Annotated in this window: 23 protein-coding genes; 20 read left to right on the top strand and 3 right to left on the bottom strand. The window is 42.8% G+C overall.

Annotation, left to right across the window (positions count from 1 at the left end; genetic code table 11):
- The 3 genes from H8B17_RS20580 to H8B17_RS06325 all read left to right on the top strand — a co-directional run.
- Positions 1–337 (top strand): hypothetical protein (locus H8B17_RS20580; RefSeq protein ID WP_223816389.1); only part of this gene is annotated, 337 nt, incomplete at its 5' end.
- A gap of 12 nt (positions 338–349) precedes the next feature.
- Positions 350–994 (top strand): Pr6Pr family membrane protein, encoded by a 645-nt coding sequence (locus H8B17_RS06330; protein ID WP_190308271.1) that lies wholly within the window; start codon positions 350–352, stop codon positions 992–994.
- Between the two features lie 3 nt (positions 995–997).
- The gene (locus H8B17_RS06325; protein WP_190308270.1) at positions 998–1,678 is read left to right on the top strand and encodes a DNA alkylation repair protein; all 681 of its coding nucleotides are present in this window, start codon (positions 998–1,000) and stop codon (positions 1,676–1,678) included.
- A gap of 93 nt (positions 1,679–1,771) precedes the next feature.
- Here H8B17_RS06325 and H8B17_RS06320 read toward each other — a convergent pair whose 3' ends face one another.
- Positions 1,772–2,878 carry a TlpA disulfide reductase family protein gene (locus H8B17_RS06320; RefSeq protein WP_190308269.1) on the bottom strand — a complete coding sequence of 369 codons (1,107 nt, stop codon included), beginning with the start codon at positions 2,876–2,878 and terminating at the stop codon, positions 1,772–1,774.
- A 733-nt stretch (positions 2,879–3,611) separates the two neighbouring features.
- On the opposite strand from H8B17_RS06320, the gene H8B17_RS06315 reads away from it, so the two are divergent.
- From H8B17_RS06315 to H8B17_RS06255, 13 genes are all read left to right on the top strand, one after another.
- The gene (locus H8B17_RS06315; protein WP_190308268.1) at positions 3,612–4,007 is read left to right on the top strand and encodes a hypothetical protein; all 396 of its coding nucleotides are present in this window, start codon (positions 3,612–3,614) and stop codon (positions 4,005–4,007) included.
- A 115-nt stretch (positions 4,008–4,122) separates the two neighbouring features.
- Positions 4,123–5,499: a TolC family protein gene (locus H8B17_RS06310; RefSeq protein WP_190308267.1), complete on the top strand. Its 1,377-nt coding sequence runs from the start codon at positions 4,123–4,125 to the stop codon at positions 5,497–5,499.
- 9 nt (positions 5,500–5,508) lie between these two features.
- Complete coding sequence (locus H8B17_RS06305; protein WP_190308266.1) at positions 5,509–8,679, top strand: efflux RND transporter permease subunit; 3,171 nt, start codon at positions 5,509–5,511, stop codon at positions 8,677–8,679.
- A 22-nt stretch (positions 8,680–8,701) separates the two neighbouring features.
- Positions 8,702–9,814: an efflux RND transporter periplasmic adaptor subunit gene (locus tag H8B17_RS06300; RefSeq protein WP_223816388.1), complete on the top strand. Its 1,113-nt coding sequence runs from the start codon at positions 8,702–8,704 to the stop codon at positions 9,812–9,814.
- A 135-nt stretch (positions 9,815–9,949) separates the two neighbouring features.
- Complete coding sequence (locus H8B17_RS06295; RefSeq protein WP_190308265.1) at positions 9,950–10,318, top strand: hypothetical protein; 369 nt, start codon at positions 9,950–9,952, stop codon at positions 10,316–10,318.
- A 162-nt stretch (positions 10,319–10,480) separates the two neighbouring features.
- Positions 10,481–11,407 carry a hypothetical protein gene (locus H8B17_RS06290; RefSeq protein WP_190308264.1) on the top strand — a complete coding sequence of 309 codons (927 nt, stop codon included), beginning with the start codon at positions 10,481–10,483 and terminating at the stop codon, positions 11,405–11,407.
- Positions 11,408–11,412: 5 nt separating this feature from the next.
- On the top strand, positions 11,413–13,401 hold the full coding sequence (locus tag H8B17_RS06285) for a TonB-dependent receptor plug domain-containing protein (RefSeq protein WP_190308263.1): 1,989 nt from the start codon (positions 11,413–11,415) through the stop codon (positions 13,399–13,401).
- 56 nt (positions 13,402–13,457) lie between these two features.
- The gene (locus tag H8B17_RS06280; protein WP_190308262.1) at positions 13,458–14,339 is read left to right on the top strand and encodes an MbnP family protein; all 882 of its coding nucleotides are present in this window, start codon (positions 13,458–13,460) and stop codon (positions 14,337–14,339) included.
- A gap of 97 nt (positions 14,340–14,436) precedes the next feature.
- Positions 14,437–15,429 (top strand): cytochrome-c peroxidase, encoded by a 993-nt coding sequence (locus H8B17_RS06275; RefSeq protein ID WP_223816387.1) that lies wholly within the window; start codon positions 14,437–14,439, stop codon positions 15,427–15,429.
- Between the two features lie 85 nt (positions 15,430–15,514).
- Positions 15,515–16,516, top strand: a complete 1,002-nt coding sequence (locus tag H8B17_RS06270; RefSeq protein ID WP_190308260.1) for a PLP-dependent cysteine synthase family protein — start codon at positions 15,515–15,517, stop codon at positions 16,514–16,516.
- Between the two features lie 9 nt (positions 16,517–16,525).
- Positions 16,526–17,593 carry a DUF6695 family protein gene (locus H8B17_RS06265; protein WP_190308259.1) on the top strand — a complete coding sequence of 356 codons (1,068 nt, stop codon included), beginning with the start codon at positions 16,526–16,528 and terminating at the stop codon, positions 17,591–17,593.
- A 51-nt stretch (positions 17,594–17,644) separates the two neighbouring features.
- Entirely contained in the window at positions 17,645–18,013 is a 369-nt protein-coding gene (gene panD, locus H8B17_RS06260; protein WP_190308258.1) for an aspartate 1-decarboxylase, read from the top strand.
- A 122-nt stretch (positions 18,014–18,135) separates the two neighbouring features.
- Positions 18,136–18,531: a group III truncated hemoglobin gene (locus H8B17_RS06255; protein WP_223816386.1), complete on the top strand. Its 396-nt coding sequence runs from the start codon at positions 18,136–18,138 to the stop codon at positions 18,529–18,531.
- A 15-nt stretch (positions 18,532–18,546) separates the two neighbouring features.
- Here the strand turns inward: H8B17_RS06255 and H8B17_RS06250 are convergent, their stop codons facing one another.
- A complete protein-coding gene (locus H8B17_RS06250) occupies positions 18,547–19,929 on the bottom strand; it encodes a M20/M25/M40 family metallo-hydrolase (protein ID WP_190308257.1) in 1,383 nt (460 codons plus the stop codon).
- A gap of 46 nt (positions 19,930–19,975) precedes the next feature.
- On the opposite strand from H8B17_RS06250, the gene H8B17_RS06245 reads away from it, so the two are divergent.
- Entirely contained in the window at positions 19,976–20,281 is a 306-nt protein-coding gene (locus tag H8B17_RS06245) for a Smr/MutS family protein (RefSeq protein WP_190308256.1), read from the top strand.
- Here the strand turns inward: H8B17_RS06245 and H8B17_RS06240 are convergent.
- Positions 20,276–21,343 (bottom strand): major royal jelly family protein, encoded by a 1,068-nt coding sequence (locus H8B17_RS06240; RefSeq protein ID WP_223816385.1) that lies wholly within the window; start codon positions 21,341–21,343, stop codon positions 20,276–20,278. The two genes, H8B17_RS06245 and H8B17_RS06240, sit on opposite strands and share 6 nt — an antisense overlap.
- Before the next feature lie 218 nt (positions 21,344–21,561).
- On the opposite strand from H8B17_RS06240, the gene hutH reads away from it, so the two are divergent.
- Genes hutH through H8B17_RS06225 form a run of 3 tightly spaced genes read left to right on the top strand, consistent with a single transcriptional unit; the run spans position 21,562 to position 26,389 of the window.
- Positions 21,562–23,133, top strand: coding sequence for a histidine ammonia-lyase (hutH, locus tag H8B17_RS06235; RefSeq protein WP_190308254.1), 1,572 nt, complete (start codon positions 21,562–21,564; stop codon positions 23,131–23,133).
- A 2-nt stretch (positions 23,134–23,135) separates the two neighbouring features.
- Positions 23,136–24,389 carry an imidazolonepropionase gene (gene hutI, locus H8B17_RS06230; RefSeq protein WP_190308253.1) on the top strand — a complete coding sequence of 418 codons (1,254 nt, stop codon included), beginning with the start codon at positions 23,136–23,138 and terminating at the stop codon, positions 24,387–24,389.
- Positions 24,386–26,389, top strand: a complete 2,004-nt coding sequence (locus tag H8B17_RS06225; protein WP_190308252.1) for a urocanate hydratase — start codon at positions 24,386–24,388, stop codon at positions 26,387–26,389. Before hutI ends, H8B17_RS06225 begins: the two co-directional genes overlap by 4 nt.
- Positions 26,390–26,395 lie beyond the last annotated feature (6 nt).

The raw sequence follows: 26,395 nt of genomic DNA, 5'->3' as shown, positions 1-26,395 counted from the left end.
TTTGTTCTGGGGCAGGATGAGAACCGTTGGTTCGATCCGAAGGAGCTTTAGGGTGGAGCTTGGGGATTGCGTGGCTAAAGCAATCCTGCCACCCCGACAAAAAGCTCGACAACAAGTCGGGCTTTTTTTGTTCTGGGGCAGGATGAGAACCGTTGGTTCGATCCGAAGGAGCTTTAGGGTGGAGCTTGGGGATTGCGTGGCTAAAGCAATCCTGCCACCCCGACAAAAAGCTCGACAACAAGTCGGGCTTTTTTTTGTTTTAGTGTATGGAAAGATCAAGAGGTTGTTCTATACAAACCCAGATAAATTCTTTCTATCTTTATTGGATATCTTATAGCATATCCATCCCATGAAAGCAAAAAACTTTTACGTTGCTATCGGAGCCATCGTCGGGTGGTTCGCAGTTATCGCGCAGTTTTCCATTTTGGTTGCCGAAGGGTCTCTTTCATTCGGACGATATCTTGCCCAATTCATAGGTTACTTCACCATAACGACCAATACGCTGGTTGCCCTGTGTTATACATTTTATGGATTTAAAGGGGCTTCCCGTATTGGGAAATGGTTAATACGGCCTGACTCCATTTTTGCAATTACCGTGTTTATTGCCATTGTTGGATTGATATACCATACCGTTCTCCGACCATTATCCGAGTTTTCGGGTTTTCCGCTACTGATCACTGAACTGCTGCATACGGTTCAACCTATAGGTTTCATGCTGTTTTGGATTTGCTTCATCTCCAAAGACGGGTTGACCTGGAAAGGGTTTCTGCCTTGGCTACTCTATCCTTTGCTGTATATCCTGTATGTTATGCTTCTGGGTACCCTTACACAGCATTACCCCTACCCGTTTGCCGATGCCAGCAAATTAGGCTATCCGAAGGCTTTATTGAACGGTATTGGCGTACTTTTTCTAATAGCTACACTTGCCCTCATCCTGCTGGGGATTGTTAAACTGACAATTTCTCGTAAAAATAAAAAAATACATAATCCTTAGACTATGACCGCTAAAGAATTTATCGAAACATTAACCATAATAAGCCAAAATTATTCTGGAGAAATCCCAAAGAGAGAAATATTTTCTCTAGCAAAAAAACACGAAAAAACTCCAGTATTTGAGGTTGTAAAATTGCTAAGAGAAAAAGATGACAATCATAGACTTGGAGCTGTATCTATTTTAGATTGGAAAGCACGAAATAATAAAACTTCCAAAGATGAACGACAAGATATATATAGAGCGTTTATTGATAATCATAAATGGATTGATAATTGGGGTTTAGTAGATAGAGCAGCCCCCTATGTGGTTGGTAGATATCTACACGACAAAGATAGAAAACAATTGTACAATTTAGCAAAATCTAAAAACCCATTGGAACGTCGAACTGCAATCGTAAGTACCTATTACTTTATTAGAAAAAATGAAGTGGAAGATACATTTAAAATTGCTGAAATTCTAATAAATGACACCGATGAATACGTGCAAAAAGCTGTGGGAAGTTGGATAAGAGAAGCGGGGAAACGTGATGAAAAAACATTAAAAATTTTCCTTGACAAATATGCGGCTGATATGCCAAGAATAACGCTTCGTTATGCAATTGAGAAATTCGCCCCGGAAACGAGAGATTATTACTTGAATTTAAAAAAGCCCGCAGCTAACAAATATAATAATAGGGGCTTTTGATGCTTAATCGAAAAAAGCTCGACCAAAATCGAGCTTTTTTCAAAGTGGACCGGATAAGAGCCCAAGGCTTAATTGTATGAGCTTCTAATATAATTATAGATTTCTATCTAAAAACTGTTTCAAAGCCGGCCCACGGAGATTCTTTCCTATTATTTTTCCATCAGGATCTATCATAAAAGATGCAGGAATCGCGGTGATATTATACAACCGACCCGCCTCGCTATTCCACATTTTAAGCTCAGAGACCTGTGTCCACTCCAGTTTGTCGTCTTTAATCGCTTTTAACCAGGCTTCACGATCTTGATCCAGAGAGACGCCAAACACTGTAAATCCTTTATCTTTAAACTGATGATACTGGGTCACAATATTCGGATTCTCATGACGGCACGGCGTACACCACGCTGCCCAAAAATCTAGTAAAACATATTGACCTCTGAGATCCGAAAGCTTCACTTCTTTGCCATCCGGTGTTGTCGAACTAAAATCAGGCGCAATTTGACCGATGCTTAGTGGCTTAATCTCTTCCATATGAGTAGCAAAAGATTGTGCTGTCTCATTGTTAGGAAACTGGTGTCGTGCTTTTTCCGCATACTCAACAAGCACCTCTTCATATCCTGTGGGATCTACGGAATAGAGAACCAACATACCGAAGAAACCCGCTAGGTTATCTTCATTATTCCGCGCAAACTGCAAAACCTGTTCCGCTAAATCGCTGGTGTAGACATCATTTTTAGCTATAAGATCATGTTGAACGACCGCCTGTTCTTCTCCCTTCCCCAAACGTTGCTCAAATTCATTTTGTAAATTCATTTGGTGTTCTTGAAATCTGTCACGCATTTCGTTAAGCTCTTTTAGTTTTGTCGAAGTTTCAGAACCTTTTACCGTGTATTGGCGAGGTGCATTTAAATCGGCTTTAAACTCGACCTTTTCTCCATTCTCTAATATCAACATATAAGACTCTTGCTCGACAAGCAATTCGTATAACGTTGGTTCCAATGCTGTACCTTCCATATAAAAATTACCGCTCTCATCTAAAGCAATAGAGTCGACAAATGTTTCTCCTTCATACAAGACAATAGAACGGAGTTGAGGAGCATTATCAATACGCCCTGCAAGTATAAAACTATCATCATTGGCTGCATTGCAAGCACTAAAAAAGATTAATGCAAATATCTTGGTTAAAAATATTCCTATTTTCATGGTATTCGTATTTTGAGTATTCAATTTATAAATATGGCTTCTTGGTTCTGGTATCCTAGGTCGTTATCGAACCATTGTGTAGCAAAACCCAGTAAAGCTGTTTTTGAGCGAGTCGGCGGTCAAAATCTTTAAAAATCATAGAAGTTTGGACCCCGAAAAAATTGGATGGAATGGGTACTATATGATGATAGACTGGTTTCTAAGGAACAGCGGAACCCTTTCTACAAAATAGTATCTCCGCTTTTTACCAATCGACTTTGCAGCTGAGCACAAAAGCAGTGAAGCTAAAGATAAACCTGCGCGAAAAAAAACCGGAACGTTCTGATGATTATTTTTGCGGACTTTCGAACGTTTCAACAGCGTGGCTTCAATCATGTTGGTGCCATAACATCGAGCCCCCTGATCGATTAACCGTTGCGGAGCAGAGGATTTTTCCGTATGTGTCCCAGGTAAAGAGATACTTGATAATAAGGTCCTAATCGGGCACGTATTTATCATCATACAGAAAAGGCCAAGCAAAAGTATTGCTGCCAGCACTTTTTTATAAATCGATTTAACGTGTTTATTCATAATTATTATCTACCTACCACAAAGGTAAACAAAATGATAGGATATCCAATTTGGGGTAATTAGCGTAAAAAAATGATGACAAAATGTTTTAAACGATATTAAATCATACCCAACAGAGATTTTATTTTGTGCAGTTAGACAAATAAACCTATGTTTGTAAACCATGTACAAGAATATTTTAGATAGCTTTAAAATTTATCAGCGATACCTATCTGGCGTAGCACTGCTATTTTTTGTGCTTCTTTCTTCTTGTCCGGTGAAGGCCAGTATCAAAAATTTCGCAGATAACCCAATAAAAAAAGAACAATCGTCCACTAATCGGTCAAACGCCCTATTCCATAGTTCTGACCGTTGTGCGGATACGGAGTTGACAACGAAAGTTATCAAACAAGGTTCATCGCAACATGTAGATATACTACCTGCGATATTGTTTACGGCTATTGTATTTTTCCTTTTCTGCATTCCTCACCGTAAAGAAAAAGCACATCCCCTTTATGGAAACTTAAAACTAGCCGGTACCCTACCTATTTTCCTACAATACCGGAAACTTATCATTTAATACCCTTCCTGACAGGCTTTTCTTGTTGAGATAAGATTTCGACAGGTGATTTTTATTTTTTTATTTTTTAAATCATCCTTGGTCGGCTTTACGACCTACCAAATTTTATAGGAATATGATAAAAAAGATTATGGCAATCACGGTGTGGTTCGTCATTCCTGCCGTGTTTCCATTATACGCACAGCAGCAATATACGTTGGGTAGCCTCTGGCCTGATGTTGAAAAAAACTACCCCGGAGTTGGAGCAAAAATGTCCGCTATTGATGCCGCAAAAGTTCATGAACGGGTCGTTAGGGCTAATATGCTACCACAAATTAAGGCACAGGTACAAAACACCTATGGAACATACGAAGGCAGCGCAGGCGCATTTTTCCCTCAAGCAGGTTTTTTTAATGTAAGTGGTGCAACAACTGGCTCAAACGGTAGCTCTCTGGCAGCCAACAGCTTCGGTTCCACTACGGTAGAATGGGAATTATTTTCTTTTGGAAAACTTCGCAAGGCAAATGAAGCCGCGAATACCCTGATCGATAAAACAGTCAGCGAAAAGGATGCTTATCTACTGGACCTTAAAAGAACATTGTCCGAACGATATATTACGCTATTATATAACAACGCCAAACTAAGCTGGGCAACCAGAAATGCGGAGCGCCTAGACAGTATACGCAACATTACATCCGGTCTTTCCGCTGCCGGGATAAGACCAGCGGCAGATAGCCTATTAGCGTCATCGTCTTATGTCCAGGCTATGGGGGAGCGAGATAAATGGGATGGCTTTAAAAATGCCTCGCTGATCAAGCTGTTGGAACTGTATGGCCACGACACCGTTGATTACGGAATCTCCGCCCATCGTTTTGGCAATCCAAAAAACGATCGGTTAAGCGAAAAACACGGCATCAATGTATCACACCCCACGCTACAAGCTTTGCATAAACAAGCTACATATTATACACTGCGTGGCGACGCTCAAAAAAGGGCTTCTTTACCCTCTATAAATCTATTGGGAGGATATGCTTATCGTGGAACGGGCATCAACCCAAACGGCACCGTGTCGGGCGAATGGCAAGATGGCTTCAGAAATACCTCCAGCAACATTTTAATTGGTATCGGCATCATGTGGAATATAACCAGCCTCCATACCAACCGTTTAAAAAGTGAAGAGTTTTCTAAGAATGCAGAAAGCACCAAGTTACTCCAAGCACAATACGGCAAAGCGATGCAGGCAGATCTGTCCGCGTCACAGACAAAGATCCGTAGGCAATATGAACAGCTTGGAAAAACGAGGTTTGCAGTAAAGCAATCGCAGGACGCCTACCGTATGTATTTAGCAAGATATAAAAGCGGTCTGATTACATTAAGCGAATTATTACAGATACGCACTTTACTAGAACAGGCTGAAAATGCTCATATAGAGGCTTCCCGTGACTATTGGGCGTTACTCGCTTACGAGGCAGAGTTGACCGCTGATTTTGATTTTCTATTTAACAATCTTTAATTATTACACATGAACCTGATAAGATTTGCGTTAAGAAGACCGATTGCCATTATGGTCTTTGTGATGACAATAGGCTTCTTTTCCTATAATACCATAAAAAACATCCATGTAGATATTTTTCCCGAAGTGGAACTGCCGGCGATATATATCGCTATGCCTTATGGGGGATTATCTCCTGCCTATATGGATGGGTTTATGGCCAATGAGTTTCAAAAAGTACTGTTGTTTGTAAGTGGGGTAAAGAACATAGATTTCAAAAGCGTACAGGGTTTGACGCTTATGAAGCTTACCTTTTATCCCGGGACTGATATGGCACAAGTTGCCGGCGAGGTATCTACCACTGTTTCCAGAGCGATGGGTTTTCTACCTCTCGGTGCCGTACCCCCAATGGTGGTAAGGTTTGACGGGAGCTCGCTTCCCGTGGGGCAACTTGTATTCGAGAGCGAGCAACGATCGGTCAATGAACTGCAAACGCTCGCAATTACAAGAATTAGACCGATGTTCGTAGAAATACCGGGCATTACGTCGCCCGCACCTTTCGGCGGTAACATCCGCTCTATAGTTGTCAATGTAGATCCCGAAGCATTGCAAGCAAATGAACTAAGTCCCGAGGAAGTGACTATCGCGATGATGAAGAACAGCCTCCCTTCCCCTGCTGGGAATATCCGTATAGGTGATCAAAATCTAATGGCACCGATTAACTCGATCGCCAAAAACCCAGAAGAGTTTCTGAATACACCGGTAAAGAAAATCGGGAACCGTACCATATATGTGAAGGACGTAGCAAATGTACTAGATGGCGCCGATCAAACCGTGGGGTATGCACTGGTAAACGGCAAACGGTCCGTTTACTTGCCCATCATCAAAAAAGCGGATGCCTCGACGTTGGATGCAGTAAAGAACCTAAAGGATGCTATCCCCCTGCTCAAAAACCAACTACCTGAGGATGTAGATGTTCGTTATGAATTCGATCAGTCAACCTATATCGAACGAGCACTTTCGACACTTATTCACGAAGGCATATTGGGTGCTGTATTCACAGGCTTGATGATATTGTTGTTTTTGGGTGATACCCGCGGTGCGGTTATTGTAGTATTGACTATTCCAATTGCCATCCTTTCGGCTGTTACGGTATTGCACCTTTTTGGCCAGACCATCAACATCATGACATTAAGTGGCCTAGCCCTCTCTATCGGCATTTTGGTCGATGAAGCTACTGTAACGATAGAGAATATCCACCAGCATATGGAAATGGGCAAGAGAAAACAGCGTGCCATTGTGGATGCCTTGTTGGAGATCTCGATTCCCAAATTATTGATATTACTCTGTATCCTCGCTGTGTTAACACCTGCGTTTATCATGACAGGTATTCCGAGAGACATGTTCATGCCCTTATCGATGGCAGTTGCTTTCGCTATGATAGCGTCTTTTTTAGCATCACAAACTTTCGTCCCCATCTTAGCGAATTGGATGATGAAAAACAAGCATAACAAAGAAGCCGATACGCCAAGAAAAAGAGCTTTCTTTGAAAAATTCCGGGTGAACTATTCTTACAGGATGCGCAAATGGGGAACAAAGTCATTATTTCTTTTCGGCATATATGCTTTAATTGCCGGAGGGATTGCCGCTACGTTGTTAGCCGTTGTGGGAACAGATGTAATGCCTGTTTCTAATAACGGGGATTTTCAGTTGCGGATACAAGCTCCCCAAGGAAGCCGGATTGAAAAAACGGAAAAAATAGTTAGCCGAGTTACCGAAGATATTAGGACATTAGTACCGGATAACGGAATAAACCTAACATCGGCATTTGTAGGCACGCACCCTGCGGGCTCGCCAATCAATCCTATTTTTCTCTTCACAAGTGCCTCGCACGAAGCTGTCTTACAGGTATCCATCAATCAGGATGTATACAGCGGATCTATGGAAGATCTGAAAGAAGATATCAGGCAAGAGATTGCCGAAAAATATCCCGAAGTCCGATTCAATTTCGAACCGATGGAACTGACCGAGAAAATAATGGGACAAGGTGCTATGACACCGATTGAAATAAAAGTAGGCGCAAATCAAATAAATGATGCATTTGCCCATGCGTCGAAGATTGAAGCAAACCTCAAAGAAATATCCTATCTGCGAGACGTCCGCATTGCCGAAGCGCTTTTCTACCCCACATTGGAGATTGATGTAGATCGCGATTTAGCTGGACAATTTGGATTAACGATGCAGGATGTTACTCGAAGTTTGGTAACCGCCACCTCATCCACCCGTTTTACGGATAAAAATCTTTGGATCGATCCAAAATCAGGGTTGGTATTTCAAACACAAGTACAAATACCGGAAGGCGATATATCATCAGAAGAAAAATTGCGATCGCTTCCCGTGAAAAAAGGCAGCATGCGCCCTGTACTGGAAGATATCGCAACCATACGTCAAATTACCTCCCCCGCACAGGTAAACCGAAAAGGCCCTAATCGGTATGTTACTTTAGTAGCCAATGTTTACGGAAAGGACTTGGGTACCGCATCACGAGCAGTTAAAGCAGCCATTAACGATGCCGGTGAACCGCCTCGCGGAACTACAATATGGACAGAAGGAACGCTACAGTTACTCGATGAAACCCTCGGCAGTCTTTTGATCGGTTTGGGAGTAGCCATTATCGTTATTTTTCTAATGCTCTCAGCCTATTACCAGTCCTTTAAAGTTCCGTTGGTTATTCTATCGGTACTACCCGGAGTTATTGCTGGGAGCCTAGTCTTGCTCTTCCTCACGGGTAGCACGCTCAATCTTCAGTCCTACATGGGAATTATTATGTCATTAGGCGTATCGGTGTCAAATGCCGTACTACTTGTTAACCAGGCAGAGTACTATCGTAAAAAAATGGCGCTCAAACCTGCTAATGCCGCTAGGTTAGCAGCCTCGTCCCGATTAAGGCCAGTATTAATGACGGCAGTCGCCATGATGGCAGGAATGCTACCCATGGCAATGGGCTTGGGTGATGGAGCTGAACAGGTTGCCCCTTTAGGTAGAGCGGTCATTGGGGGATTGGTTGCATCCACAGTAACTATACTATTATTGGTTCCACACTTTTTTTCATCCATGATGTCCCGAACTTCTATTGTTAGTCCGTCATTAGATCCTGACGATAAGGAAAGCCCCTACTACGCACAAAAAGAGACGATATAACCACCTTTTAAAATAACACAAAATGATGTATCAAAGCATTTCAAAAAATAGAATATCGCCCGCATTGCGAGCATTGACAATTATCTTAGCATTCGTTGTTACAGCGTGTTCCCCAAGAGGTAAAGGCCAAAAACCAACACAAAATACGAAGCCAACGACCGTGAGTTATCCGACGGCACCTGTACAGTTCATTAATCCCCAATACGAAATATCCGTTCCCGGGGAACTAAATCCTTATGAACAGGTTTCCATATACGCCAAGGTTAAAGGCTTTGTCAAACAGCTGTATGTTGATCGTGGCGATCGCGTCCACAAAGGACAACTTCTAGCCCTTCTGGAAGCACCAGAAATGGAACAACGGTATCTGTCCAACAAATCCAATGAACAAAAAATATATAGTGATTACCTCTATGCGAAACAGGCATATGAGCGATTGGTAGATGCTTCTAAGACAACGGGGGCGGTAGCAGATATAGAGCTAGATCGGGCTAAAAGTACTATGGAAAGTGCCAAGTCCGCTTATCAAGCTTCCCAAGCGGGTACAGCACATTCCGCTCAACTACAACAATATTTACGTATCACAGCCCCTTTCGATGGTGTAATCACGCAAAGAAATGTTTCGGTCGGTGCGCTGGCGGGCACAGATTCGAACATTCCCTTGTTTTTGATGGCGCAAGGCAATAAACTCCGTCTGACACTCTCTTTGCCCGAAAGACACGCGACGTCCGTCCAGGGAGATATGCAAGCGACATTTACCGTGAGTTCACAGCCGGGAAAAATTTTTGACGCGGCACTGTCGCGCACTTCCGGCCTACTCAACCAACAGGATCGTTCCCTTACATTGGAGTTTGATGTAGACAATCCTTCGGATGAATTGCAGGGTGGTGATTATGCACAAGTTAAGTTGATATTACAGCGTAAAAAACCTTCGTTTTGGGTTTCTTCGAAAAGCATCCTCCATACACAGTCGGGAAAATATATCATGACCTTGGACGATAACGCGATCAAACGTATTGCCATCAAAGAAGGCATACGCGTGGATACACTGACAGAAGTGTTCGGTAATCTTTCACCAGAAAATCACATCATTCTAAAACCATCTGCAGAAATACAGGAAGGCCCACTAAAAAACTAGAATGACCATAGCAGGCGGCCAAGTTGGCACCGCCTGCTATATGAATCTTAAAACAATATACAAAAGTGCTGTTTATCATCTCTAAGAAATAATATTTCCGTACATTTGGGACAGATTCATTAGATAAGAAAAGGCTTGATACGTTTTTGCACCTATATTCTACTGCTCGCTTTGACCCTGCAATCATTCTATCGCAGTATTATGGCCGTGGAATATCAGATACACTTACCCGAGTATCTAGCAAAATGTATCAACAAAGATCAACCGCAACTCCATTGCGATGGTCAATGCGTGCTGATGAAGAAAATAAACGAAAAAGAAAAAGAGGAAACAAAAAAGAATCTCGTCGTCTATGATTACAGTTCTCTTTATGTCCATAAAGAGCGTACGGCATATACAGTATACCAACCGAACAATGAAATCGCACCAAAGCATTGCTCATTTTATCGGATTGATTACCTATTTGATTACAACACTTCCGTATTCCATCCCCCGCTCAGCTAAACCATCCCCATGGCGTATAGCTTAGTGTCAATCAAACGCTATTTATTATACAGATACAACGCATTTCTTGCCTAAATTTAAGGCAGGATATCTTTATCTATTAAAGATAATTACCATTGATGCGTGGACTTTAGTCATTATCCACAATATTCATCAACAATAATGAACAAAATCATATTTTTCCTTGCTGCAATTTGTTTTGCCGTGTCATCCTGTACAAAAGAAAAAACGGATTACGAAGCAGAAATAGACATTACCGTCCCTGAATACATTGCATTTAAAGAAGCTACACGTATCCATGCCGCCGATCATGACATCAGCATTGAGGCACTGAATGGAACTTTTTATAAAGGCTACAATGAAATTCGTTTGAAAATCATCGATCGTAAAACGCAGAAAGAGGTAAATGCAACCGCAACCACATATCTACCCATTTTGACGGAAGCCAATGGCAATATCCTCACCTGCCCTCATCGCTATCATCTAGATTATAAAACGGAAGGCAAGTATTTTTCAGGATACACCGTATTTACAGACAAAAGTAATACAACTAGAAACTGGGAGCTTCACATTACTTTTACTCTTGATAATCAAACCTATACTGCGAAGCAAGCGGTTAATGTTCAAGAACAGACGAATAAAAATTTAAATGCAACCGTATTTACAGGAAAAGACAACGAGCAGTATATTATTGCCTTGGTGTCTCCCCAAAAGCCTCAGATTGGCGAGAACGAACTGATCGCAGGAATTTATCGATTCAATCGGCCGAATAATCCAGCATCTGGTGATTTTCCAGATCCCACACAGTTTTCATACACGGAAGTGAGAGACTATACCCTGAAATTGGATCCCCGTATGCCGGAGCCCTCTATGGGCAACCATTCTTCACCCAACAACCAGGATTTAACACAGCGGGATGACGGCCTGTACCACGGCGTCGTAAATTACACGATGACGGGAAACTGGACATTGAATTTCATCCTACTGAACAAGCAGGGAGATCTTCTCAAAGGAACCGAGGTGCCTACAGATTTCACTCCTGGAATCGAGGGTGTAAAAAGTGAATTATATATTGACATTCTATTCTAGGATTTATGAAGAATCTACTTATTATTTTTGGAATACTTTTTCTCGGAATAAATACGCAAGCCCAACATGTGCCTATAACGCGTGATAGTATCCACAAAATTGAAGAAGTGAATGTTACCGCCAACGTGAAGAAAAAAATAGAAACCGAAATGAAGATGGCCATTTCGGTAGACGAATTTTTAGCTTCTTCAGATAACATCAGTTTTATAAAACGAGGCGCCTACGCATGGGAACCGTTACTCAATAATATGAGTACAGAACGTTCCACCATTACGATTGATGGCATGCACATTTTTGGTGCATGCACCGATAAAATGGATCCAGTTACTTCCTATGTTGAAAGCAACAATCTTTCCGCAATCGATATAACATCTGGCCAAGAAGGAAGCCTACATGGCGCAACTGTCGCGGGAAGTATCGATCTAAAAAAGAAAAGTACCCCGTTCGGACTTAAAAAGAAATGGAGCGGCGGTTATCAAACGGGGTTTGAGACCAACAACAAGCAGTTTTTTAATCTCGGAAACCTATCTTATTCAAGTGATAGATTTGTTGCAGATGGAAGTATAGCCTTTCGTAAAGCCGGCAATTATTATGACGGTAGCAACAATGAAGTAAAGCACTCGCAATATAGTAAATTTAACACCTCTTTGGGTCTAGCTTACAAAATGAGTCCGCTTTCCTCCATTCGGATGGATGCTATCTACGACAAAGCAGAGGATGTGGGCTTCCCCGCCCTTCCCATGGACTTATGGCTATCTCGCGCCCTGATCACCTCTGCCGCTTACAAGCAGTTATTTGAAAAAGGAATTGTCCGCGTTTGGGATACAAAACTGTATTTCAATACGGTAGAGCATTATATGGACGACACCAAACGACCTGAAAATTTGGTTCACATGGATATGCCTGGATGGAGTACAACTTACGGACTAGTTTCACGTGTAAATTTGAAACGTGCCGATTACAATGCCGAAATCCAGTTAAATGCTTACGACAACACCTCCATTGCCGAAATGACCATGTATCCGCAAGACCGAAGTAATAAAACGATGTTTGCATATAGTTGGCCGTGGGTGACAACACGTTTTGTCGGGCTTTCCATGAGCAACTCTTGGGACCTTTCGGACATAAGCCGACTAAATTTTGGAGGCTCTTTAGGCTGGAATTACAACTATTCCAAATACGTGGAATTTAATTGGATTTTCTACCCCGGCACACCACAGGAAAAAAACAGAATATTGCCTGCACTACATGCCAGCTACCAGCTGCATATCAACCAATTTGATTTTTCTGTCGGAACAGGCTATGGCCATCGCGCACCCTCTGTTTCGGAAGGATACGGATATTATATCTATAACAGCTTCGACCGCTACGATTATATTGGAAACCCCGATTTGAAAAACGAAATTTCTTATGAAGCTAATGCAAGCGTGGGGTTCAAAAATGACAAGATGGCCATAGAAGCAAAAATCAACTATTTTCATATCCAAAATTATATCGTAGGAAGAATTATGAATTTGGGAAGTCCCATGAATTACCAATCCGTGGGGGTAAAAGGTTATACATCCTTGGATTATGCCAAACTTTTCAATACAGCGATAAACGCCAAATACGATATCTTACAACATCTGCATTGGAAGGGAACACTTACCTATGCCCGGGCCACAGATCATAAGAATGGCAACCTGCCGTTCATCCGTCCACTGACTTATCAAACTTCACTCCATTACATGTACGGAAAATTCGGTATTCAAACATCTGTACATGGCGATTTCGTACAGGAACATTACAGTCCCGAATACGGTGAAGATCCAACGCCAGCATATCACATATGGAACGTCTCGACGGACTACACCTTTAATATCAAAAATTATAGCGCCGTTTTACAAGTTGGAGCGGAAAACTTATTCAACGAATATTACAGCACCTATGCAGACTGGGGGAATATTCCGCGAATGGGGCGGAATATTTACACCTCCCTAAAATTTAATTTTTAATGCTCGAAAACGGATTAAACAACGAATACATTCATACACCTTAATATAACAAAAAAATGAAAACACGTAAAAACTATCTATTATTGTCGATCTGTGCACTTGCACTTACATCCTGTAGCAAGACCGACGACAACCCTGTTGCCAACAATATCACCTTGCATTTTAACAACACATTTAAAAACAATACCATTATACTTGGGGACGCCACATCTCCAACGGCTACCAAAAACACTTCCACGGAAGATCAAATCCATCACTTTTCCGAATTGAAATACGTGATAAGCAATATCCGTCTCCTAAAGATAGATGGCACTGAAATCCCTTATAACATCAATGATCTAGATAAAGGGGCAACCGTCGTAAATCAGGCAAAACCACAGACGCTGGCCTATGTGCTAAGCAATATTCCAGCAGGTGAATATAAACAGATCAAATTTGGATTAGGTGTTAAGCCTGAATTAAATACGCTCGACCAGGTGAGATTTCCGAAGTTTTATGGCGAAGCGGGTGCAAACGACACCAAAATGATGTGGGAATGGGGAGCTGGATATCGTTTTACCAAAATCGAAGGTTTTTATGGAACAGATAATAAACAGATGTCCATACATACGGGAAGTACCATAGAAGGCTCAGAGGATGCTCCTACACAAGGCGTGGATGCATACCGGGATATCACATTAGCGCTTTCCACCTATGCTCTCGTTGGGAAAAACACTCCGCGAATCACCATAAATGCCGATTTCGACAAATTGTTAAGTGGAAAGACAAATACGATCATATTGAAATCAAAAACAGACGACAATAATCATAACGATGATAGTAATGCTACTCCCAATACAATGTCCGCACTTCAAATGGTAAAGTTCGTGGACAACTTGGGCGGTGATGGTTCCAGCGATCTCACCGGTATGTTTTCTGTTGAAAACGTAGAAAATTAAAACGAAGAAAAAGAGCCACCTAAATCCGCAGAGAACGGTGGCTCTTTGTCCAATATATCATTTTGATACAATGAAAGAGGCACTCATAATAATATCCATGATATTGCTTTTGCTATCCTGTAACAAGGAGAATGTCGTCGAACCAATACATGAAAACCCGGAGGTTACACTGAACACGCCACAAGGCTTTCCAGCATTGAACAGTGCCGCAAATAAAAACAAACCTACAAAATACGGTATCGAATTAGGAGAGAAACTATTCCACGAGAAAAAGTTCAGCGGCAATAATACCATTTCGTGTGCTGATTGTCATAAACAATCAAGTGCTTTTGCAGACAATAATATCCAGGCTATTGGGATTTATGGCAGAGTAGGCCTACGGAATACCCCCCCTATTCAAAATTTGGCCTTTATGAAGTTCTACAATTGGGATGGCAATAAACTCACCTTAGAAAGCCAACCGCTAGTTCCCATCATCACACACGAAGAGATGAATTCTTCCATTATGGAAGTCATCGGAAAAATAAGGGTAGAATCAGAATATACTGATTTATTCAAAAAAGCATTTGGCGACGACCATATCACCCCTGACAGAATTTACAGAAGCATTGCACAGTATGAATATACGCTCATCTCCGCCAACAGTAAATACGATAAAGTGAAACAAAACAAGGGAGAAATATTTACTGAAAGCGAAGCACGTGGATATCAAGTTTTTCAGCAGAAATGTGCAAGCTGTCATAGTGGAGAGCTTTTTACAGACCAAAGTTTCAGAAATATCGGTTTCCCTTTAAACCCCAGTTTGGAAGAGGCAGGACGGGGTAGAGTAACAGGGATTCCGGCAGATTATATGCGTTTTCGAGTTCCCTCTTTAAGGAATGCCGAATACACCGCACCTTATGGTAGTTTCGGGCAATTCTCCACTTTAAGGGCTGTTTTGGATTACCTGGATAACGGCGTATTAGATGACGACAATCTCGATCCAATTCTAAAAGAAAATGGTAATAGAATACCGCTAAGTGAACAACAAAAGGACGATATTATATCCTTTATCAAAACGTTAAGCGATCACGCGTTTGTCGGCGGATAAATTCCCAATTGTTTCCCAATTTGAAATTAATATTTGTCTTAACAACATGCTATAACACCAATTTCGTCGTTATAGATATGGCATAATGAAGAAAGACGATATTTTGATTAGCAAATTTATAGGCAATACCCCACTTCGATACTGTGATGCTCTTTCCACTCGATATCACACCAACATTTTCATTAAAGAGGAATTTCACAACCCTGGAATGTCCGCCAAAGATAGACCGGCCCTGTTTATGATTAAAGACGCTATCGCTAAAAAGAAGATTAAACCCGGTGGTTTTTTTGTAGAGGCGAGCAGTGGTAACACAGGACTAGGGATTTCATTGATAGCGAAAAAATTAGGGTATCGTGCTAAAATATTCGTTTCACAAAGCTGTTCAGAAGAGAAAATCGAGCTTCTATTAAAAGCTGGTGCAGAGATCGAAATTTGTGAAAATTCCAACGGTTTACACGATTTCAATTCCACACAATTTAGAGCACAATCATTCGCTGCTACCCATCCTAACACCTACTTCACCAATCAATATTACAATACCCAAAATATTAGGGCACACTATAAAACAACAGCTCCCGAAATATGGGAACAAACTGCTGGTACCATCACCCATTTTATCGCGGGCGTGGGCACCGGCGGCACCATATCCGGAGTTGGTCGTTTCTTAAAAGAGCAGCGTTCCGGCATTAAAGTGTGGGGGATAGAACCTAACGGCTCCATTCTTAGCCATTTTCTGAGATACCGTACTTTGCCAACCAATACAGTCTCTTTTGATAGCATTGAAGGTATTGGAAGAAACTTTGTCCCAGGATCCTTTGATGCGGCCGCTATTGACCATATCTTTCAGGTGAACTGTCAAGAAACAAGACATATGGCAATGGAATATTATACGCAAACAGGCATTATGACAGGATTTTCCAGCGCTGCCGTAATCGCATCGTTAGATAGTTACGTCAGTAAGATGTGCTTCAAACTAACGGATAAGGTTGTTTTATTTTTTCCCGATCACGGGAGCCGGTATATTAGTAAACTTTATAAGGGAAGCGCTCATCAATCAATCGCTTCCTCCAACATAACGTCATCCTAATTTTTGAATATGTACACTTTCAATGATATCGCTATCCCGATTTCTTGGCCCGATAAAACAGCCTTGGGAGATGAAAAATGGATGGCATTTTTAAAGCAGATAGGCCTTGTAAAAAACCTCCATTTTAAAGTAGGGCATGCCGCTATATTGCTCATTGAACGAAATAGTGGCAGTATACTGTATTTCGATTTTGGACGCTATTTATCTCCACGCGGTTACGGCAGAGCGAGATCTGCTCTGTTCGATCCACGTTTAGAGATTGACACAAAAGCACAAATAGGACGACAAAGTGAAATAAAGAATATAGAAGAAGTTTTGGAGGAGCTATGTAAAAAAGAAGGAGCTACACATGGAGGTGGGCGCACCGTATTTTCCATATGTAAACAAGTTTCTTTCTCAAAAAGTGTCGCGTATGCGGAAAAACTCGTTGCCGAGGGTCCTATTTTATATGGAGCACTGGCGAGAGACAACAACAGCTGTTCCCGGTTTGTGGCCCAAATATTAACCGAAGGTATGGATATTGATGATAAAAGGCGTCGAAAAATATTATATCCCGAGTGTCTAAAAGCGAGTCCGACAAGCAATGTCGTTAACGCCACTTCTGAAGATATTTTTTGTTACGAACGAGGTACACTGGAGCAGTGGAAGATGGGACGCAAAGATTCTCTGCTGTTCCAATTCCGTTTGCTGAAAGACAATTTCACAAAAAAAGGCTCACAACACTTGGCTTCCGATCAAATACCCGGGATGATCGCGGCTCCACCACATCCGTCTCACATATCTCCGCATGCACAATGGATGGGCGGTATCGGTGAAGGTGCCTGGTTCCATTTAGAGCAGCCTCAAGATCAAAATCTATTTATCATTTATAAATATGACGCCTCCGGCGAACTAGAGTATAACGTAGAGACAACCTGCATGCAAAATTTCGACATCAATCGTCCATATACTTTTACCCCAAACTTCCTGTATAACAGCTATGCGGTTATACAGGACAACAATCTCTACATCTTTTCAACAGAAACGGACACGAACAAAACAGACAGCAATCCAGAAAAAATAAAAGCTATTTTATAATAATATAACTGGATATTGCATAGAACCATTAAAAAAATAAGTTATATACATATGAAAGTGACAATTTTAAAAGCAAAAATTCACACGGTTAAGGTTACAGAGGCAAATGTAGCATACAACGGTTCTATTACGATCGATGCCGATCTACTTGACGCAGCGGGCATCAAGAAATATGAACAAGTTTATATTAACAATGCCGTTAACGGTAGCCGAATTATGACCTATGTATTACCCGGAAAAAGAGGCAGTGGAGAAGTTTGTATGAATGGCGGAGCCGCCCTTCACGCCAAACTAGGAGAAACCGTACACATCCTTTCTTTTATCCAGTTATCTCCGGAAGAGGCAGATACATACCAACCGACGCTTGTATTCACAGAAGGGGAAAATAAAATTAAATCGGTCGAAAAATACGACTACTAAAATAGACTGTCCTATATCGAATCTCCCAAAAGGTTGCACTACACAGACAAATGTGCAGCCTTTTGTGCGTTCCATCATATTTTTTCTATTATTTGTTGTTTAACTTTGTATAAGGAAGATACATGATGATAAAAGCAGATATACAAACATTAGATAACGTTAAACTGATGGTCAATACATTTTATGGCCGTGTACAGAAAGACGATCTTATCGGGCCGATCTTCAACGCCAAATTGGAAGATCATTGGCCGGAGCATTTAGAGAAAATGTATACCTTTTGGCAGACCATCTTACTTGACGAGTACACCTACCAAGGCCGCCCCTTCCCTCCGCACGCACAATTACCGATAGAAGCGGAACACTTCGATCGCTGGCTACAGCTTTTCGATAAGACGGTAAACGATCTATTTGCAGGTCCCGTCGCCGAAGAAGCAAAAAGTCGCGGACGTAAAATGGCCGCGTTGTTCCAGGTAAAACTTGACCATATCCGTCAATCACCTTTTAAACCCTTGCTTTAAAACCTTCTCCCTTTCTTATGGCAACTGGTCTATTTGCTGATCGACCAAATACAATAAAGAAGCAATAGCGGCCACCCCAGATTGTAATTCACGTCGGTCTACTGCTTCAAAAACATCCTTGGCAGTATGGTGTATATCGAAATAACGATGTGGATCCGGACGAAAATTAAACATGATCGTGTTCGGGAAATGCCGTCCCCATACGCCCGAATCTACGCCGGGACTCCCTTGTAAAAATCGTGACACCCAAAATTTTTGTTCAAAGAGTGGCTTCCAATGTTGTTGGATCCAATTCACCCGTTCGGCCGACGATTTAATGTCAAATCCACGCGGCGCAAATCCTCCCGCATCACTTTCGATAGCGGCAATTATCCTTTCTGCATTTGCTTTCGCCGTTTCTCCGTATTGTAGCGCACCATGCACGCCATTTTCTTCGTTCATATAAAAGACCAGCCGAATAGTATGTCTCGGTCTATAATCCAGTTTCATCAAAGTCCGTATCGCATCTAAAGTCCCCATTGTACCCGTTCCGTTATCATGTGCACCCTCCCCCACATCCCAAGAGTCAATGTGTCCACCTATCGTTATAATCTCATCGGGTTTATCCGTCCCGCGCCACTCGGCGATGACGTTATGTGTGGTAACATTTCCTTTCCATGCGGAATGGTTTACGATGTGAATACGCGTTGCCGAATCCTTCTTTAATGCTTCGGAAAGTTTATTTGCGCCGACAGGTGATATAGCCAAAGCCGGGATACTATCAATGTCATTTACATATCTTGTACCTCCTGTATGTGGGTAATCGTCATCCGGAGACGATGACAAAGATCGAAAAAGATAAGCTACTGCGCCCAGTTTAGCTGCTTCCACCGGCCCCCGACTACGTTGGCTACTATTTAAACCGTATGCGATACCTGTTTCCACCATAGATTCGTCCCAAGGCTTATTGACGAATACTATTTTTCCCCTTACCTTATTTCCCTGTGCACGCAATTCACTCAATAATTCTACTTCTATAATCTCTGCTTCCAACCCGCCTGGCGGTGTCGCTACCGAACCTCCCAAGGACAATATATTTAACGGTTCCTTGGTGGATACAATATAGGCTTCTTCTTTCTCTCCCCTGTCCCAAAAAGGCATCTCCACCTCTTGCAGATAAACACGATCAAATGCTAATCCCTCCATAAGCGCTTTAGACCATAATACAGCTTTCTCCGCTTTCGCTGAGCCCGCAATACGGTGACCAATGTTCTTGGTTAAGTAGCGCAGATTCTCATAGGCTTTCCCATTCTCAAAAGAGGCTGTATATATACGCTCCATCATCAACGAATCTTGTTGCGCAACTACTTTTCCCAAAATACAGACACCAAGAAGTAAAACCCTACAAATTGCTTTCATAAACATTTATTATTTATAATCCTAAAATAACCATTATTTTTGAAACATGGCAAGGACATTACCGAGGCCCCCAAAGACGGTGGATTTACATGCAGAAGCTTTCCTGAGAAATCTCGACATATACGAGACCAATGAATTACTGGCTGAATCCCTAGAATTGATGCGTGAGATGCTTGACGCCGCCATCTATTGGGATTATACAGAAATCCGCTTTATCCACGGTAAAGGGAAGGGCATACTGCGCCAAGCTATTTATGAAGAATTAGCTGACTATAAACAGAGCGGTGCCATTTCCAACTACCATCCGTCGTACCATAACGAAGATATCGTGGTCGTCTATATTGGTCTATAACACTTTTACACGATAAACCTCATAAGGATAGGAAACTTTATCTTTACCATCGTTCCATTGGGGCAAACGGTTTACTTGCGCACATGAAAAATACAGATAACCATCATCTCCCATACCCAAAGAATCCGGCCAGATCAAACGACTATCCTGCACTATTATCTCTATTTTACCCTCCGGTGTATAACGCTTGATACTGTAATCCAACGAAGAAGTCAAATAAATGTTCCCTTTTACATCGGCTACCAAACCATGCGTGATGGCCGTTTCTCCCAGATCTTCAACCTTTGTTTTCAATTCGTCCTCCGTTAAAGAGGTGTCTGCAAGATAAGCTGTTTCTATCCGATAAAGTTTCGTCGTATTGATCGGTTTGAAATAAAAATAGCTATTGTCTTTCGTCAGTGCAATACCATTCACGTTGGAACGAAATGGGTTACCTTTGCTGTCACGCATGTTATTTCCTTCGTAGCTTAACACCACATCAGGATCAGCTTTTGTAAACGGTGATTCTGCTAACAGCAATCTCGTTGTCCCGGTATTTAAATCTAACACGACAACCCCCGCCTGTCCCGGATCCGAAAGGTAAGCCAGCTTTTTATCCGTATCGACACGTACGTCGTTTAAACCTGATTTCGCTTTATCCAAATCGTCGAAAGTATATTGCCGAACCACTTTGTTGTCCGCTAAGTCTATCTGCACTAATTTGAATTGTCCATGCTGAATCTCCTCGGAGCCATCTTTTCCGAACACAGATCCTGCCGAGGAAGGTTTAGAGTCCAAAACCCATAATTGGTCATCCGTATCCACATAGATGTCCTGTACATTCACAAAACGATGGTCTGATAGTCCCTCTTTTGCATTCCAATCCGTATCGGGGTAAGGCTTACGCTCACCATTGATAATCTCCGATAACCCCATGGTATATGGTTCCCGACGCGGAAAGGATACGAACACCCGGTTATCACTTGAAACGCTTACCCCTATCGGCTGCGACTTTCCGAAAGAAGCAACAACCTCCAAACGCGGGTCTTTTATCTCTTGGGCAAACACAGGTAAACTTATCATTGTTAAATAAATAAAAATTAAATTTTTCGGCATAATATTTCTTTTTTGATATCGATATGTCTATAATTTTAAACAAGACAACACCTATTTAGTTTGTTTTTTGCAATTTGACGATTACGGTAAATCCAGTGTACGGTAGCCGATTGCTGAATATAAATCAAATCCATTAAATTTGATTTTTAGCGAGGATGTTATCCTTCCGTCCAAATATAAATGATATGATGAACAACTTCAAATATGGTATTGACGTTCTCCACAGCTCCACGGCCTTACGTTTAGCGCAAGGACAACAAAAGGGGATCTTATCGGAAGACACAAAAGAAGCGGTGCAACGAAGCGCAGCATACGTCCAAGATATTGTCGCCGCCGGCGATACCGTATACGGCGTAAATACCGGATTTGGTCCGTTATGTACAACGATTATAAACGCCAGTGACACCCAAAAACTACAAGAAAATATTTTGAAGAGCCATGCAGTGGGTGTCGGCAATCCCATTTCCCCGCTACTCTCTAAACTGATGCTTGTGTTGAAGATCCATGCGCTGGCAAAAGGCTTTTCCGGTGTACAATGGAGTACCATGGAACGTATCCTCTGGCATATCGAGCAAGACATCACACCTATCGTTCCGGAACAAGGGTCTGTAGGCGCTTCAGGCGATCTAGCTCCCCTAGCACATCTTTTCTTACCCCTTATCGGACTGGGAAAGGTCTGGGTAAATGGCGAAATAAAAGAGACAACCTCCGTTCTCGAGCAACATCAACTTGCTCCCATTACATTAGGTGCCAAAGAAGGCCTGGCTCTTATTAATGGGACGCAGTTCATGGCGGCACACGGTGTCATGGGGGTAGCCGAACTACATAACGCATTAACAAATGCTGACCTAATAGCCGCCTTGATGCTCGAAGGATTAAATGCTTCCATCAAACCGTTTTTCCCGGAGCTACATGCCCTCCGTCAACATCCGGGGAATCAATTTGTTGCCAGTACGATTTATAATTTGCTAAACGGCTCCAAGATTGTGGAGTCCCATAAAAACTGTTCTCGGGTTCAAGATCCCTATTCGCTACGCTGTATCCCCCAAATCCATGGTGCATCCCGGCAGGCTTGGTTACATCTTAAAGATATTGTTGAAATCGAAATTAACGCCGTGACGGACAATCCCGTTATTATCAACAACGAGCTGACCATTAGTGGCGGTAGTTTTCACGGTCAACCCATCGCACTCCCCATGGATTACGCCACATTGGCTACCTCCGAATTAGGGAACGTATCGGATAGACGCATCTATCTTTCATTGGAAGGAGACACACCCCATGTTCCCAAATTGCTGCTTCAGTCTACAGGATTGAACTCGGGTTTTATGATCCTGCAGTATACGACAGCTGCTTTAGCCAGTGAAAATAAAGGGTTATGTTTCCCCGCCAGTGCCGATAGTATTCCTACCTCTCTTGGACAGGAAGACCATGTCAGTATGGGGTCTATCAGTGGACGTAAACTTCGCCAAGTTATCCAAAACGTAAACCGTATCCTGAGCATCGAATTGATTTGCGCAGCACAGGCATTTGATTTCCATAGGCCTTTACAATCGACTCCTATCATAGAAGCTGTCCATCAACGAATTAGGCAACATATTCCGCACATCGAAGCCGATCAACCCATGGAGGACATCCTATCCAGAGCGCAAAAATTGGTCAGTTCCGGTGAGCTTGTTAAATTGGCATTACAGGTGGCTGAAGAACAAGGTATTCTCTATTATGGTCAACATGCAGAACAATTCAATACATTTTAATCATGGCAAAAAAACTAATAGGTCCGTTCACCCAATTATTGCCCTTGACAAACATGCCTTTACATGGCGCGTTAGCCGATAGTTCCTTGGAAATTATCGAAAACGGCGGTATGGTTATAGAACACAATTGCATCGTCGACGTTGGACCGTACGTTGCTTTGCAGGAAAAATATAGTCCGACGATAACACGCGTCGAAATCAACAAGCCGGCGGTATGTATGCCAAGTTATATTGATTGTCATACCCATATCGCCTTCGGCGGAAATCGGGCACAGGATTTTGCACTACGCAATGCCGGCGCCACGTACTTGGAAATAGCGGAAGCGGGTGGCGGTATTTGGAGTACGGTACAACATACACGAGAAGCCTCGACAGAAGAGCTTGCTGCATATGTTATGGAACGCGTCAATGCCCTAATAAAGCAAGGTATTACCACTATCGAAGTCAAAAGCGGTTATGGTCTTTCGGTAGACCAAGAAGTCAAAACGCTACGCGCCATACAGCAGGCTCAAAAACAAGTCCCTGTAGATCTAGTGCCTACCTGTCTTGCTGCACACATGAAACCGCGCGATTTTGACGGAGACGCCACCGTCTATTTAGACAAGATGGCGGCAGAACTTTTCCCCATCCTGCTTAACGAAAACTTAACGAATAGGATCGACGCTTTCATCGAAAAAAGCGCATTTAACGCTATCGAGATAAGGCCTTACCTCCGTAGCGCCAAAGAACAAGGTTTTGATATTACAATACATGCCGACCAGTTTACAGCTGGTGGCGCTGCAATTGCCGTTGAATTTGGCGCCGTAAGTGCAGACCATCTGGAAGCGTCCGCAGAAAACGAAATTCAAATGCTGGCTAAGTCAGATACAGTCGCCGTAGCTTTGCCCGGCGCATCCTTAGGACTTGGATGCGCGTACGCACCTGCGCGCCGTCTGCTGGACGAAGGAGCGATTTTAGCGATAGCAACCGATTGGAATCCCGGCTCAGCGCCTATGGGGCAGCTCATGGTACAGGCATCTATTTTAGCGACCGCCGAAAAACTCAGCAATGCAGAAGTCTTTTCCGCTATTACCTTTAGGGCGGCGAGCGCGTTGAATTTATCAGATAGAGGACAGCTAAAACGTGGACAGCTTGCCGACTTCAATATCTATACGACCTCTAACTATCAAAACATCACGTACAGGCAAGGAACGCTCTTACCCCAACAAGTTTGGAAAAGCGGCAAGTTAATCTATACAAAAGGAGAGCAACCATGACATTTCAGGAACAAATAGCACAAGGTATACCTACGGCACTACCTCCAAAACCAGAATACGGTAAAGCGGTCAGCCATGCTCCGAAACGCAAAGATATATTGCAAACCGATGAGAAAAAACTCGCCGTTCGAAACGCCCTGCGTTATTTTCCCGCTGCATGGCACGAAGAACTGGCTTCAGAGTTTTTGGAAGAACTCAACAACTATGGCCGTATCTATATGTACAGATTCCGTCCAAAATATGCCATGTACGCACGTCCTATTTCGGAATATCCTGCCAAAAGCAAGCAAGCCGCGGCTATTATGCTTATGATACAGAATAACCTTGACCCCGCCATAGCGCAACATCCGCACGAGTTGATTACGTACGGTGGAAATGGAGCCGTTTTTCAGAATTGGGCGCAGTACCTGCTAACGATGCAATATTTATCCGATATGACAGACGAACAGACGCTCCACGTCTACAGCGGGCATCCGATGGGATTATTTCCCTCTTCTAAAGAAGCACCGCGGCTAGTCGTGACCAATGGGATGATGATTCCTAATTACTCCAAACCGGACGATTGGGAACGGTACAATGCGTTGGGCGTAACGCAATACGGGCAGATGACCGCCGGGTCGTATATGTATATCGGTCCACAAGGTATCGTCCATGGTACGACGATCACGGTGATGAATGCCTTTCGAAAACAACTACCCGAAAACGAAAGCCCCCATGGCAAAATATTTCTTACGTCGGGACTCGGTGGTATGAGTGGTGCACAACCCAAAGCGGGAAATATCGTAGAATGTATCACCGTATGTGCAGAAGTGAACCCTGCTGCTGCACATAAACGCCACGAACAAGGCTGGGTCGATCTGTTGATCGAGGATATGCCCGAGCTTATTAACCGGGTAAATCAAGCCGTTAAACAACAAGAGGTGATTTCAATTGCCTACATCGGGAATGTCGTTGATGTATGGGAAGCTTTTTGGGATGCTCATATACAGGTATCGGTGGGTTCAGACCAAACATCTTTGCACAATCCTTGGGCGGGCGGTTATTATCCGGCAGGATTTTCGTTCGAAGAATCCAATAAACTCCTCACCGAACAACCCGAAGTTTTTAAAGAAGTGGTACAGCGTTCATTGATACGGCAAGTGGACGCCATCAACAAGCACGTGTCTCGAGGGACCTATTTCTTCGACTATGGCAATGCCTTTCTTTTGGAAAGCAGTCGGGCGGGTGCTGAGGTGATGGCAGCCGATAATATCAATTTCCGTTATCCTTCTTATGTACAAGATATTTTAGGCCCGATGTGCTTCGATTATGGCTTTGGCCCTTTTCGATGGGTGTGTACTTCCGGTCTGGCCAGCGATCTTCATGAAACCGATACAATCGCTATGGAGGTATTGGAAGCGTTATTGGCATCGGCATACCCGGAAATTGAACAACAACTACAAGATAATATCCAATGGATCCGGCAGGCGGAAGCAAATCAGCTTGTTGTCGGTTCACAAGCGCGAATACTCTACGCCGATGCGCTCGGGCGCATACGGATTGCCAAAGCATTCAATAAAGCTATTCGGGATGGGCAACTTACGGCTCCCGTAGTTTTAGGACGTGACCACCATGATGTCAGTGGCACGGATTCTCCATATCGCGAGACGAGTAACATTTACGATGGCAGTCAATTCACAGCAGATATGGCGATCCATAACGTTATCGGTGACAGTTTCCGCGGCGCGACATGGGTTTCTATCCATAACGGGGGCGGTGTCGGCTGGGGTGAGGTCATCAATGGTGGCTTCGGCATGGTTTTGGATGGTTCTGCGGAGGCAGATCGAAAACTAGAAAGTATGTTGTTTTACGATGTTAATAACGGTATAGCACGTCGTTCATGGGCGCGTAATAAAGAAGCTCGTCAAGCCATCGAGATGGAATTGAACCGAACAAGCTCACTGAAAGTGACGCTGGCAAATGAAGTCGATGACCATATATTAAATCATATTTTCCAATAATCAGTC

This window comes from Sphingobacterium arenae, assembly GCF_014692505.1.
GTDB classification, from domain to species: Bacteria; Bacteroidota; Bacteroidia; order Sphingobacteriales; family Sphingobacteriaceae; genus Sphingobacterium; species Sphingobacterium arenae.
The sequence above is the reverse complement of the archived record's forward strand: the minus strand, read 5'-3'. Positions and strand labels throughout refer to the sequence as shown.